The sequence below is a fragment of the Stieleria neptunia genome, assembly GCF_007754155.1.
GTDB classification, from domain to species: Bacteria; Planctomycetota; Planctomycetia; order Pirellulales; family Pirellulaceae; genus Stieleria; species Stieleria neptunia.
This window is the reverse complement of the sequence record NZ_CP037423.1, coordinates 5641750-5654995: the sequence shown is the minus strand read 5'-3', so window position 1 is coordinate 5654995 and position 13246 is coordinate 5641750. Positions and strand designations below refer to the sequence as shown.

Annotated in this window: 10 protein-coding genes, 1 tRNA gene and 1 pseudogene; 7 read left to right on the top strand and 5 right to left on the bottom strand. The window is 54.9% G+C overall.

Annotated features, from left to right (window positions below):
- Positions 1 to 36: 36 nt before the first annotated feature.
- Positions 37 to 2202 carry a M56 family metallopeptidase gene (locus Enr13x_RS19610; RefSeq protein WP_197455209.1) on the top strand — a complete coding sequence of 722 codons (2166 nt, stop codon included), beginning with the start codon at positions 37 to 39 and terminating at the stop codon, positions 2200 to 2202.
- A gap of 438 nt (positions 2203 to 2640) precedes the next feature.
- On the opposite strand, the gene Enr13x_RS19600 is transcribed toward Enr13x_RS19610, so the two are convergent.
- A complete protein-coding gene (locus Enr13x_RS19600; RefSeq protein WP_197455208.1) occupies positions 2641 to 4155 on the bottom strand; it encodes an integrase catalytic domain-containing protein in 1515 nt (504 codons plus the stop codon).
- A gap of 22 nt (positions 4156 to 4177) precedes the next feature.
- Here Enr13x_RS19600 and istA point away from each other — a divergent pair.
- Together istA and istB are read left to right on the top strand one after the other, a co-directional pair.
- A pseudogene (gene istA / locus Enr13x_RS39840) lies at positions 4178 to 5278 on the top strand (IS21 family transposase); the annotation flags it as partial.
- 355 nt (positions 5279 to 5633) lie between these two features.
- Complete coding sequence (gene istB, locus Enr13x_RS39835) at positions 5634 to 6542, top strand: IS21-like element helper ATPase IstB (RefSeq protein ID WP_390621100.1); 909 nt, start codon at positions 5634 to 5636, stop codon at positions 6540 to 6542.
- Here istB and Enr13x_RS19590 read toward each other — a convergent pair.
- From Enr13x_RS19590 to Enr13x_RS19575, 4 genes are all read right to left on the bottom strand, one after another.
- Complete coding sequence (locus tag Enr13x_RS19590) at positions 6536 to 7798, bottom strand: anaerobic C4-dicarboxylate transporter family protein (protein WP_197455206.1); 1263 nt, start codon at positions 7796 to 7798, stop codon at positions 6536 to 6538. The two genes, istB and Enr13x_RS19590, sit on opposite strands and share 7 nt — an antisense overlap.
- A 281-nt stretch (positions 7799 to 8079) precedes the next feature.
- Positions 8080 to 8811 (bottom strand): DUF4276 family protein, encoded by a 732-nt coding sequence (locus tag Enr13x_RS19585; protein ID WP_145388627.1) that lies wholly within the window; start codon positions 8809 to 8811, stop codon positions 8080 to 8082.
- Complete coding sequence (locus Enr13x_RS19580) at positions 8811 to 9983, bottom strand: AAA family ATPase (RefSeq protein WP_145388626.1); 1173 nt, start codon at positions 9981 to 9983, stop codon at positions 8811 to 8813. Before Enr13x_RS19580 ends, Enr13x_RS19585 begins: the two co-directional genes overlap by 1 nt.
- Positions 9984 to 10219: 236 nt before the next feature.
- Positions 10220 to 10292: transfer RNA gene (locus Enr13x_RS19575), tRNA-Lys, on the bottom strand.
- 68 nt (positions 10293 to 10360) lie between these two features.
- On the opposite strand from Enr13x_RS19575, the gene Enr13x_RS39830 reads away from it, so the two are divergent.
- The 4 genes from Enr13x_RS39830 to Enr13x_RS19550 all read left to right on the top strand — a co-directional run bounded on the left by Enr13x_RS39830 (position 10361) and on the right by Enr13x_RS19550 (position 13228).
- A complete protein-coding gene (locus Enr13x_RS39830) occupies positions 10361 to 10567 on the top strand; it encodes a hypothetical protein (RefSeq protein WP_145388625.1) in 207 nt (68 codons plus the stop codon).
- On the top strand, positions 10537 to 11151 hold the full coding sequence (locus Enr13x_RS39005; RefSeq protein ID WP_231743652.1) for a cysteine hydrolase: 615 nt from the start codon (positions 10537 to 10539) through the stop codon (positions 11149 to 11151). Before Enr13x_RS39830 ends, Enr13x_RS39005 begins: the two co-directional genes overlap by 31 nt.
- Positions 11042 to 11296, top strand: coding sequence for an anthrone oxygenase family protein (locus Enr13x_RS39825; protein ID WP_390621110.1), 255 nt, complete (start codon positions 11042 to 11044; stop codon positions 11294 to 11296). The genes Enr13x_RS39005 and Enr13x_RS39825 overlap by 110 nt, the downstream gene beginning before the upstream one ends.
- A gap of 903 nt (positions 11297 to 12199) precedes the next feature.
- Positions 12200 to 13228, top strand: coding sequence for a hypothetical protein (locus tag Enr13x_RS19550; RefSeq protein ID WP_231743651.1), 1029 nt, complete (start codon positions 12200 to 12202; stop codon positions 13226 to 13228).
- The last annotated feature ends 18 nt before the right edge of the window (positions 13229 to 13246 follow it).

Here is a 13246-nt window from a genome sequence, read left to right as displayed (position 1 = left end):
TCCGTCGGTGGCCAGTATCGGTTGGCGAGTTTCGGCATGATCGTGATGGCGTTGTGCCCCGTTTTTACCTGGTGGACTGTTTCATACGCGGCAAACTTTCCAAGCGATGACTCATCCATCGCAAGAGGAATCAACCTCTGGATGGGAGCATTGCTCCCGTCCCTTCCCATCATGTGGATCATCGGAGTGCTCCTCTTTTCGGCCCGTCCGATTGCGGGTTATTGGGGACAACTGCGTATGATGCGAAAGCCATGCCTGGACGCGCCAGAGTTGCTTACCACGAGTTTTCGGCGTACCGCCTTGCGGTTCGGCATTCGAGAAACCGTCCAATTGAGGGTCGTTTCCGAGAACATCGGCCCCATGGCGCTCGGATGGTTTCGCCCAGTCATCGTCGTACCAATTTCGTTGGTGACAAGCATGCCTCCGCATGAAATCGATGCACTGCTCGCTCACGAACTCGCTCACGTAAAACGCCATGACTGTTGGTTCAACGCGTTTCAGGTCTTGATCGAAACCGCTTTCTTCTACCACCCGGCGGTTTGGTGGGTGTCACGACAAGTTCGGGTCACACGTGAACATTGCTGTGATGACATGGCCGCGCCGGACCGTCAAGCAAAGCTGATGCTCGGGAGGGCATTGATGACGCTTGAACAGAATCGTGGGTTGCAGTTTTCGCTATCCCTTGCTGCCAACGAGGGAGATTTGCTGCGACGGATTCGTCGACTCTCCTCCCGGAAGGCACTTGACCCGACTCGCCCCTTATTGAGCTTGGCGTCGTGCATGGTGCTCGTCAGCACGATGGCATTGATCACGATGATCCTCGTGCCAAATGAACATCTTGCTCAAAGGGAGGATACCTTCAGCCCACAGATGGCCCAATCGACGAGCGGAGAGACCCATTCAGATCAATCAGAAGTCGCACATCATGAAACGCAGACTTCCCAGGCCCCAAAAAAGGAACTGGAGAGAGTCCATGAGGTCGATTCCACTGCCGCAATCGAACCGGCACCGACCGGCGAACAGACCCAATTCGAATCTTGGGATTTGACTCTCTCTGAATGTGTCGCAATCGCAGTGAGTCATTCGGCAAAAACCACCACCTCCAGCGAAGACTCGGCAATCAGCAGCGTCCAAGAGTCTGCCGAAGTGATTGCCGACGCTCCGCCGTCTCAATCGGGCGAAGCCGTTCAGCGAGCGGAACGCGTGGGAAGTGCGGCAGCCCTGCTTGCGGAATATGAGCGAATCTCGCGTCATGCTTCCACGAATACGGAGCGAATCGCGGCAGTCCATCCGACGGTCCAAGGACAGCAGTTGCCGGGGCTGGGACCATCGCAGGTCAACCGACGCCCGATCATCGTGGCCCCGCTGGAAAACGACGAGAGCCTCGATCACTTCGAGATAAAGATTCACAACCTTGTCCGGGACGTTGAAGTGGCTTACTGGGACTTGCACGTTGCGTACCGCGTCGCAAGAGCGCAATCGATTGCACGTGACGACATTCAGAAGACAGCGGAGTTCACAAAACTGAATCTGGACGCAGGTACGGGAACGATCCAAGAGCTGTCGCAAGCCGTTGGACAATACTGGAATGCCCAACGAAGGCTGACTTCTTCGCTGAACGGCTCGACCCTGCCGGGCGACGATCGATTGGGTGTTTATGGAAGAGAAAGTAAGCTGCGCGCTCTATTGGGCCTTGCCTCCGTGGACGGCCGTCTCATTCATCCGACCGACGAACCTTCCGACGCACAAGTCCAATTCGATCTGAACGAGAGTGTCAACATGATGCTGAAGGCAAGCCCGGAACGTCGTGATCAGAACGCGCGCAATGAACTTCAAAAAGCCGCACTGGCCTGGGCAAAGAAGCGAATTTCGCAAGAGGTTAATACTGCGGTTGAGGAGCGTCTCGTGCTGTCGCAGTTGAGCGAGGCGCTGGCGAATTCGACCAAACAGCATCAGCTGGTTCAAACGTACGAGCAACAAGCTCAGGCGTCGGAGACCGAAGTTGCCGTCCGATTCACGGAATTTCAAGCCGGGCGCAGCCCCGTCAATACGGTGCTACAAAGTCTTGAGCGGCGCACGGATTCTCAGGTTGCATACTTCCGCGCGAAAGCAGAATACCGCAAAGCCACTAACTATGTGGCTTACCTCAGCGGAACGCTGCTTGCAAACAACAACATCCAACTCAACGCAAGACTAGAATAAGCAATCTGTTCGGCCAAAGCCGTTTGCGAATCTCCGACAGGCACCCCGGCAGTCACGCGATGGATCCAAACCGTTGGTGTCCAGCCTTCAGACGCCTCCCCGCGACGCCTTCGACGCTCGCACGACCGGACAAGGAGAGGTTTAGAAACAGGTAGAGGCGATGAGAAATGCTACGATCACGCTGACAATCGCGACAACGACGTTGGGCAGCAGGAACGAATGGTTCAACACGAAACCGCCGATCCGAGTCGTTCCGGAGCGGTCGAACTGTATCGTGGCGATCTGGTGTCTAGCGGCGATTGGTTTTCCCGGCCGTGTTGCCTCAGCCGAGAAGGATACCCAAATGGAAGGACTAGAAAGAATGCTGGCATAGGGCTGCTGAGCGTAGCGAAGCCGCCCTATGCCAGCGGTTACATTTTTCATAGGCGAGCAAGACACTTAGGTCGCCGTGGTGCCCGTCACTAATTTCCTTGCCATGATATTCCGCCACTGACTCACGCGACGTTGAAGCGTTCGTAGTTGACCGCCGTTGTATTTGTCGGGCGATCGTTCGATGAGCCTTTCGAGTAACGACGACGCAGTTGCGTCTGGGGATTTTTCAAGCCATCCAAGAATCGTCGTCCAGTCTCCTTCAAAGGGGTCTGGACGCGTTCGATAATCTCGCGTTCGCATCGGCTTCGGCTGATGAGTTGGTCGGGCCTCGCCTTTCTTCCATAGCTCCGGTAACTGTGAAAGAAATTCTTCGAGATCAATCTGCTGCTCCTGGGAGAGCGAATCCTCCGTCGACAGCGAATCCAGCGCAGCTTGCGATTGTCGGATTGCGTGTAGTAGTTCTAGCGGGTCCTGTTCAAGACGGTTGCGTCGCAAATACTCTTTCGATTCGGATGATACTCGCGAGTCACTAAGTAGCCGTTCACATGGCGTTTGAGGTGAGTGAAACTTCTTGCTTACCCTGGCGCCGTCACGAGTCTTGCTTAAGAGCTTGAAGGATGGCTGAAACATGTTCACGTACCAACGAACACTATCGAAAAGATGTGCGATGGTTTGGCATGCGATCGGTCCCGAGAATCGCTGATAGCCGAGGTGTTTGCGAACGATAGAACCGTTCTTCTGCTCGATCCATGCCTGATCGTTTTTTCGATAGGGCCGTGATCGAGTAAATGTGATACTTTGGGAATCGCAGAATTTGATGACTGATTCGTTGATGAACGAACTGTCATTGTCAGTGTTTATTCCCAGGACTGGAAACGGAAATCTGTTCCGCAGCAATTCCAAAGATTCGACGACGAGAGACTGCTCGCGAATCAGAATCGGGATGCATTCCGTCCATCCAGACGCAACGTCTGTAGCAACCAAACTGTGTATGAATGGGCCGGATAGATTCCCTCCGCAGTGAGCAACAAAATCTACTTCGAGACTCCCAGGGGCGACATCATCCCATTCGGAAAAGGTCTTGACGGCAACTGCAGCGCGGACCTTTTTCTTTGGGCGAACGCGTTTCTTTCCAGTCGCTTCCTCACGTATAGGACGAAGCAGTCGGTCTATGGTTGAAGCACTTGCCGACAACACCCGCGTCTTGAGAGAATCATCAAGATTCATGTGACCGTGCGACTCCATCGACTTCAGCAACTCGGGAAGAATCGCTTTGAGGCGTTTGCCGCATAGGCGATCGGAAGATTCCCAGAGCGTTACAAGCACCTCCTTGACCGCGCAGTCGTATATTTTGCGGCCCACGACTTCACAACGCTCTGGGGTGGTGTTTTGGCGTTCAGCGAGAATTCGCAGCGCGTACTTACGTTGGTGTCCGGTAATCGCAACAAATTCATCGAGTATCCGCGACTTGTCTCGTTTCCGTGCGCCGTAGTATCGCGAACGAATCGAGTCAATCAGTGCAGCTTTTGCTTGCATTTCCATGGCGCCACCTACGATTTGGGTATCTTTCTGTTGAGGCAACCACCATCGTTCGGTATCCGAATTGTTGAGGCAATGCGACGGAAAGGTTAAAGAACTGCGGCGTTTGCTAGCATCTGGCAAGTCACTGGCCGCATCGTCAAGGATGACTGAGATGGATGAGAAAACGGCAAGACATTATCGAAACGACAATCGGCTCCCCTCTCAGCGGAAGAAGCCGCGAGATTACCGGACTCGCATCGATCCATTCGCCGATGTCTGGAACGAGGTGCAGATCAGGCTTGAGGCCGAACCGCGACTGCAGGCCAAGACCCTTTTCCAGTGGCTGCAAGACCGCTATCCAGGCGTCTACCCAGACTCCACTCGACGAACCTTCGAACGTCGAGTCCGATTGTGGCGCAGTACAGAAGGTCCAGACAAAGCAGTGATCTTCCCGCAGGTCCATCATCCGGCTCGGGTTGCTGCGAGTGACTTCACCGTCATGAACACACTGAACGTGACCATCGCGGGCGTTTCGTTTGAACACATGCTCTTTCATTGTGTCCTGACGTATTCCAACGTCGAGTCGGTCTCTCTGTGTTTCTCCGAATCTTTCGAAGCGCTCAGCGAGGGGATTCAAAATGCGTTTTGGGAATTCGGCGGAGTGCCCGAGCGTCACCGCACTGATAGCCTTAGCGCTGCGATCAACAATCACTCTTCAAAGAAAGAACTCACTGCTCGCTATGGAGCGTTGATGGATCACTATGGCACCAAGTCAGAGCGAATCAACGTTCGCTGTGCGAACGAAAACGGCGACGTTGAGTCATCCAACGGTCATCTCAAGAATCGAGTCGACCAAGCATTGCTACTTCGCGGTAGTCGCGACTTCGCCAGTCGTGAAGACTACATGCATTTCGTTCGATCCCTGATCGTTCGCGCTAATGATGCGCGCTTAAATCGATTTGAAATTGAACGCTCGCATTTGCGACCACTTCCCGATAGTAAGCTTGATACCGATGACAACCAACAAGGCATCATCGTCGGCAGTAGCAGCACGATTAATGTCAAGAAAAACATCTATTCGGTTCCTAGCCGATTGATCGGTCAAAAAGTCGATGTGCGGATCGGTGCCGAGTGGATCGATGTGACGCATCACGGCATCCACGTGCAACGGATGCCACGACTTACTGGCGTCGGCGGATCGGCCATCAACTACCGGCACGTGATCGATTCATTGGTTCGCAAACCGGGAGCATTCGAAAACTACAAATACCGTCAGGACATGTTCCCGACGAGTCACTTCCGAATCGCCTATGACATGCTATGCGACGCTCACAGCGAGAAGGTGGCGGTGAGGAAGTATCTTGAGATCCTGCAATTAGCGGCTCGAGAAAGCCAAGATGCGGTGCAGAATGCACTGCGTCTTCAAATCCAATCGGGACAATCCATCGATGTCGATCAGGTTCGGCTGATGGTGAGTGAAGCGATCGAGATCAAGCCGGTGACCGACATCGATGTCAAAGCACCGAACTTGAAAGACTATGACGAATTATTTGACACGTTTGACAAGGAGAGTCCAAACGATGAATCAATCAACCACACGAAAGCCCCAATCGAAAAAGACCGAATCGTCGATACGGCAGCCTCCCAAGACCCCGCCCACGAGGACGAGCAACGAACGGACCGAGGAGCGGCTGAAGGAGCAGTTTCGCAGCTTGCGTCTGCCGATGTTTCGCGACCAGTTTCAAGCGACGGCCGACCGAGCAGCCGCGGAGGATCTCAGCCATGTTCAATACTTATCGGAACTGGCGGAACTGGAATGCCAGGCCCGCAACGAGAGTCGGATCAAGCGTCTAATGACCAACTCACGTCTTCCGCTGGGCAAGACATGGGAGACGTTCAACTTCGATCGCTTGCCATTGTCAGTGACACGACAACTGGAGAGTCTTCGGGAGGGATCGTTCTTGGATCGTCGGGAGAACGTACTGATTTTCGGTCAGCCCGGTGCGGGGAAGAGTCACGCGCTTTGTGCCTTGGCGAATCAACTCGTCCAGCAAGGCCGGAGCATGCTTCTGACAACGTGCAGCTTGCTGGTGCAACAGTTGCTGATCGCAAAGCGGGATCTTCGCCTGCAGAAGTACATCAAGCAACTGTCTCGTTTCGAGGGCCTGATGATCGACGACCTGGGTTACGTGCAGCAGAATCGAGAAGAGATGGAGGTGCTGTTCACGCTGCTGGCGGAACGTTACGAGAGAGGGAGTGTTCTGTTGACGAGCAACTTGGCGTTCAGCAAGTGGGACCAGATCTTCAAAGATGCGATGACGACGGCGGCGGCGATCGATCGCTTGGTTCACCACAGCGTGATCATCGAGTTGAACGTGCCAAGCTATCGCGTGGAAACAGCCAAGAAAACGAAGTCAGCTGGACGGTCAGCAAAGGCCTCTCAATAAAAATCGGATTCGTAATCGGGAATACTAGTTGTCGCTAAAGCGGAGAACCAATTGTCGCCGAACATCTGGCTACCGTTGGCGGGAAAGAAGTGGATACCGATCACCGCCAGCCATGAAGCGACGATGAACTCCGGTGCGATTCCCATGGCCAGCGCCACCGGCGTAATGATCAGCGTGGCGGTGGACTGGCTGGTCGTCAACGCGGCCGTCGCATAGTAGGCGACCGGCAGCATCCAGACATGCTGTTCTATTTGCCCCAGCATCACGGACGACAACAACTCCTTGTGCGCGCCGATAAACGTATTCGCCATCCAGGCAATCCCCATCAACGCCAGAGCAGACACCATCCCGGACTGAAACACGTCGCTCCTGGGAATCTCGCCGGGATGAACCTTGCCGATCACGATGATCACGACTCCGGCCACCATCATCACAATGGCGATCAACTGCGTCATTGCCATCGGCTGGGTCAAGCCATCCGGCATCAAGACCTGGGGCCGCAGCGAATCAACAAACCCGAGCATGACGACCAGAAGGATGCCACTCAAGAACACTGCCACACTCCATTTGGCTCGCTTCGTGATGTGCGCCAGCTCGGGCGGTGTATAGTCCGGTTTTTGAATCTCCCCGGCTTCCAAGCGACTGAGAAAGAGCGGATCGTGGTCCAGTTCCTTTCCCACTCGGTTTTGAATCAACGCTGCCACCGCGATGCTGACGACCGTCGACGGAAGCACGATCACGAGGACATGGCCGAGTTCAAATCCCAGCGGGGACAGCATACCCAGCAGCACGGCCATGGCCGCGGAGACCGGGCTGCTGGTAATCCCCATTTGGGAGGCTTCCGGCGCGAGTGCGAGAGGTCGTTCCGGCCGCACCTTGTTGCTGTAAGAGGTCTCTTCAATCACCGGCAGTAGCGAATAATAGACATTCCCCGTGCCGGCACCGATCGTAAAGATCCATGACACGTAGGGAGCCAGGTACGTGATCGCGTTCGGCCGAGACCTAAGAATGCGATGTGCGATGCCGACTAGATAGTCGATCCCACCGGCAGCTTGCATCGCACCGGCAGCCGTGACGACGGAGAAAATGATCGTGATCGCCGCGATGGGAAAGCCACCCGGCGTCAGATGAAAGAAGGTGGAGAGCAGCAGGACGCCGATGCCGCCCCAGAGTCCCACGGCGACTCCGCCCATCCGGGATCCGATCCCCAGACAGCTCAACACAACCAGCCCCTGCGCCAGGATTTGCCAACTCATGGCATGCTCCATGCGCTCTCAGGTGGCGAGCCGAAGCAGTCCGCTTTCCGGGATATAAAGAGTCTCACTGCATGAACGTCAACGAAGGGAATGGGCAAGGCAGCATTCGACGTCTTGCGAATGGACTCATTGGCAGATCTACCACTGAAGCCGGCGTCAACACCACTCATTCTTCGATCTCTCGCGCCTTGCCCAACGCGGACGCGATCAACCCTGCGGGCACGGAGACGATTCCGAACAAGAGGTCCAAATGTTGCGGCTTCGATTTGAGAAAAGAACAGTCAGGTGTTATCGGATTGCACCGTGATAGTAACATTACCGTCATCGTCTTCGCTCCCCAATGATTCAAGCGATTTCAGCCACCGATCCAACCAAGGACAACCGGCGCGCAGCTTTGGCAAACCAGCGTCCAGAGCCGCTTGAATCCCACCGAACGATTTATCGTAGGCCGTGAAGAGATCTTCAATCCGCTTGGATGGCTTTGTCTGATAGGAATCGTTTATCCGTTCGACATGGCCAAGGACGCGATCCTTAATCTTCACAAGTTCAGCATTTCGTCTGGCGACGATTTTCTCATCCTCGCACCCCTCGGCAATTGACAATGACAACGCGGTTGCCGCGTGGTCGACGAACAACAAGGACTCGAATTCATGGAACGCAACGCACGGATGAAACCTCCCTGAAAGTTCCGGCAGATCCTCACGTAACATTCCTTCTACATAGCTACCACGATTGTCAATTGCTTGCTCCGGCGCGTTTTCGCGACCAGGCCATGACAGTGGCATTCCGTAATAATCAACCATGACACCGACGTGTCTTCCCCGCCTTGCCGCATGACGGAGCATTTCCTTGCGGTAGAGTTGCCAGGTACCGATTCCGGGGCGTTTCTTGAATGCCTTTCCTGCAAGTGTCCCGGCAAAGTGAATTCCGCGCGTGGCCAGATACGGAGCAATGACCGTTCGACAAAACTCCCGCTCGGTTTGGCCTTCGCAGACGACCAATACTTCGGCCATCAATTGCCCTCACTCTGCTGACCGACAGGCGCGGGAGGGGATTGGATCTCCGCATTGACCAGCCCCTTTTGCCATGCTTCCCCCAACGTGTATTCTTGCAACCACTGCTCAAGTTGAGCAACGTCTAATCGGCGAAACCGCGAGCAGCCTTGCTCATGGTCAATCGTAATCACGTCTTCGGCATCGAACTGCGAAAGCATTGTGGGCGACTGCGTGGCGACGATCACCTGCATTCGTTTGGATGCTGAGCGAATAAGGCCACCGAGCAACGAAATCGCTTCTGGGTGCAATCCTAACTCTGGCTCGTCGAGAACAATCACCGATGGCGGACTGGGCTGCAACAGCGCCGTGGCCAAACAAAGAAAGCGAATCGTTCCATCGGACAAGTGTCCCGCAGTAAAACGATAAGAACTACCATGCTGCTTCCAAATCAATTGGATTTGACCTTCATCACCACCACCCCCGTGAAGAAAATGGTTGAACTGGATCGTATCCAGATAAGGAGCGATTCGACGCACGGTTGATACGATTAATTCGAACACGTGTGAATGTTCAGTCCGAAGAAAATACAGGAATGCAGCAAGATTGCCAGCGTCGTACTGGAGCTCTTCGTTTTGCGCAATCCCCGACTTGCGCCGCATCCCGGCAGTGTGACTTGTGTCGTGAAAGTGATAGACGCGAATTCTCGTCAACGCGATCACATCGCTCGCCAACGCGTCTGACAAACTCGACTTGGCAGCATCATGCCAATTGGCCGGTTCGCCGATCAAGGATTCGTAAGTCCACTCCGAGATCTTGTTGCTCGCAACGGAGGAAACAGGAGCGACGTACTCTGAGCGAACAATCAATTTTTCATCGCTCGTCGTCTCTAGACGAAACCGGTAGCGCAGGGAGGTTGATTCGATCACCGCCTCGATCACTTTGGTTTCCGAAGGCCCTCCGAAGAAAAAACCGTCTACCGGGCCATGCTTGACGACAAATCCTTGGAGCCGTCGGTTGCTCATTTCTGATAGCATTCTTAAGAAGCCGATAAGATTGCTTTTGCCCGCCCCATTTGCCCCAATCACAACATTGAGCGATTCAAACTTAAATCCAATCAGCAGGGCGATGGACTTGAAGCCTTTGATTGTCAACTTGCGAATCAGCGGCGGGCCGTGATTGTCTGCCGTCATAACCGTTCCTCTGAGACTAGCCCTGGCTCCGAATCCCTCTCCTGTCACTCGCCCTGCGTCGTCTTCCGAATGCACCAGAACCGAATGAGTTGAGCCGGTGCGGCGGAGGCGGTTGGCGGGTTCGTCGGCACAATGGGCGATCGCATGATGTTTCGCCGTGCGTTGCGATCGTCGCACAAAAAAAGCCGGGTCGCATTGACCCGGCAACGTGCAAGTGCGCGGCGTTTTTTCCGCAGTACCCCCGGTAGGGCTCGAACCTACGACCCACGGATTAAGAGTCCGTTGCTCTACCAACTGAGCTACAAGGGCTTAAGCGTTTTTCAAGTGCCTGCGACAACCGGACAACAGCTGTTAGCCTATTTTAACACGCAAAACACATGAAAAACGGCCTGAATGACGCATTTCCGCCATTTTCGGCCGTCACCTCCTCGCTTTTGGGCAGCTCGGTGATGACGAAGGAAGTTGTAGCAAATGGTTGTAGGAAACGAAAGCCTTCGAAACCAGAAAAACCGTATCCGGATTTCGCTCTACCGCCCACGGCCAGCGGCAAGTGGTGCAAGAAGATCCGGGGCAAGAGAGCGTGACTGAAAACGGAACAGTCGACAACATTCACGCACTGATCGAGACCGCCCGCGATTTGAACGTGCCGGTCTTCGTTTCCCTGCACTATGACTACCCACACGATCACCAGTGGAAGTTCGAGGGTGCATTAGAGTCGCTCATGCATCGCATCATGATGTCCGACCGAAAAGACGCGAAGCAAACGGCGACGCGTGTGTTACGTTGTTCCAAGGAATCCAACACCCTGACATCTGAATCCAGAGAGCCAAAGCTCAGCGATGACAGCAATCTTGACGACAATCATGGTGATTGCGGTGGCGGGCAGCGGGCTGATGGCCGGGCTGTTCTTTGTCTTCTCCGTCTCGGTGATGGAGGCCTTGACGCAAATGCCGGCATCGGAGGGAATGAAAGCGATGCAGCTGATCAACCGAACGATCCTGAATCCGGTGTTTCTGAGCGTATTCTTTGGAACGGCTTTGGCCTGCATGCTCGTCACGATCATCTCCGCATGGCAGCGGCCACCCGCGTACGGCTGGGCGATCGCGGGAGCCTGCGTGTATCTGTCTGGCGGTTTCATGGTGACGGCAGTTTTCAACATCCCGCTTAACAAGGCCCTCGACCAATTGCCTCTCGACGCGCCGGAGAGCCATGACGAATGGGCCCGCTACCTGAGGCTCTGGACGCGATGGAATCATCTCCGCACCGCGGCGTGCATCTTGGCGTGCGTGCTCCTTACGCTTGGGCTTGCGTAGCAGCGTGCGAACAACCAATTCTGAACTCGGGAATAACGAGATGATTGGGACGATGACCGTTCTCGAGCTTGGTGCAACTGGAGCGACGGGCCGGCTGCTCGTGCAGCAATTGCTTGACCGCGGCCATTGGTCAAACCTTCGGCCTTCGCGACAACCCACTGGGATTTCGGCGAAAAACGTGTGACACGATGCGCTGGGCGCGCTCCGGCGTCGGCCGCCGGTGATTCAACGCGTCGGTGAAAACGAGTGAAACGACTTCGCGAAATCGCCAACTGCGAGAAGTCGATATAACCGCCGCGACCTCAGTTGTCAGTCATTGTTGCTCGACTGGACAACGAACGATGGGGGCAAGACGATGGGGGCAAAACGATCACAGCCTAAAATTGTTTTGCCCCCATTGTTTTGCCAATCTGCTGATACGTCTGTCGTCGGGCATTGAGCAATGAATACTGAGCAATGAATATTAAGCAATGAATGCTGTCGTTCGGCAAACGCTTCCAAACAAGCATCCTTGCTGTGACGCCTTTGATGTCTTGGTGAGCCCCGACGCGTCAGCGGGCGGGCTGCGGGTGTGATGTTGCCCGGTGCCCGACCGGCTTGATGATTTAATCGCAACGCGTTTGTTTTGGGGGAGTCGCTAGCCGTCAGGCCTCAGTTGACCGGCTGGCCCACGGCTCACGAAGGATCCGATGCGGGGCTACACGACGGGCGAGCACCAATCGACAAAGGGTTCGTCAAGGGGGTTTCACCCCCGCTCGACGTCCGCTACAGTGGAGTGGCCGATGCCCCCTCCAGGCATCGTGTCGCAGTGGAACATCGCAGCAGTGTAGGTACCTCTCTTCGGTAGGAGCTATTGTGCAGCCTTTAATCGATGTGTCCCGAAGTCGCGAGTTCGTTGATCTGGTGGATACTTACTACCAGGATGAATTTCTGCACGGATTCGCTCTCGACGTCGATCCCGTCTACGTTGCCCTGCTCCGGAGCCAACAGCCATTGAGAGAACTCAACGACGCGCTCGACGCCGAGTTGGTTCCCGCTGGCTGGCCGGAACATTGTCGGCAACGGAATTTTGCGAACGTCATGTCTCCTGTCAGGGTGATCATCTATAGCGGTGTGGATCCGGACACCTATCGCAAGACACGCAACATCCCGCTGACAATCGGACAGATTCACGAAGTTCTGATTGAGTTGCGGGGCCCGTTCATCGCCGCGTCGGGTCACGGCAAGCACCGGCCCCTCATTGGCGGCATTTGTGTGGGAAATGCCGGCCGCGGCGACGGCGGCACACTTGGTGGCTTTGTCAAGCAGCGCGGGACGTCCGATCCTGAGCTGCTGAGTTGCCAACACGTTCTCGTCGATTCGTCTTCGACCGACATTCTGCAGCGATCGAAAAATCATGGCGGCTCGGCGCCTTCAGAATCCATTGGCACAGTCAGTCATCAGGTTCCACTGACCATCACACAAACATATACCCACGGCGCGCCCTACAACGAAGTGGATGCGTGTTTGGCGAAGGTCGATGCGACGGTTCCAGTCACGGCAGGTTCGATTCGACTGACCACGGCGCCGACAAGTACGTCATCGACCGCGAGCATGTCGTTGGGCGATGACGTCGAGTTTGTCGGGAAAGAGAGCGACCGAAAACACGCCAACATCCTGCGGTTCATCAGCCGGCAAAAAATCTCGATCGACAACAACACCTATAACTTTGGAGATTTTTTTGAGATCTATACGACTTCCACGATTCCGCTCGCCGTGCGGGGCGATTCCGGGTCGTGGGTTCTGCGAAACGTGACTTCGAACAGCAGCGAGCTGTGCGGTCTTCTCTTTGCAATCGATACCTCCGCCACCGACCGCGCGTTCTGCTGTTTCATAGAAAGCGTCATCGATAAACTGAACAACGTCTCCGGTGCCGACTACGAGCTGTATTGAGTTTGAATTCGATTCACT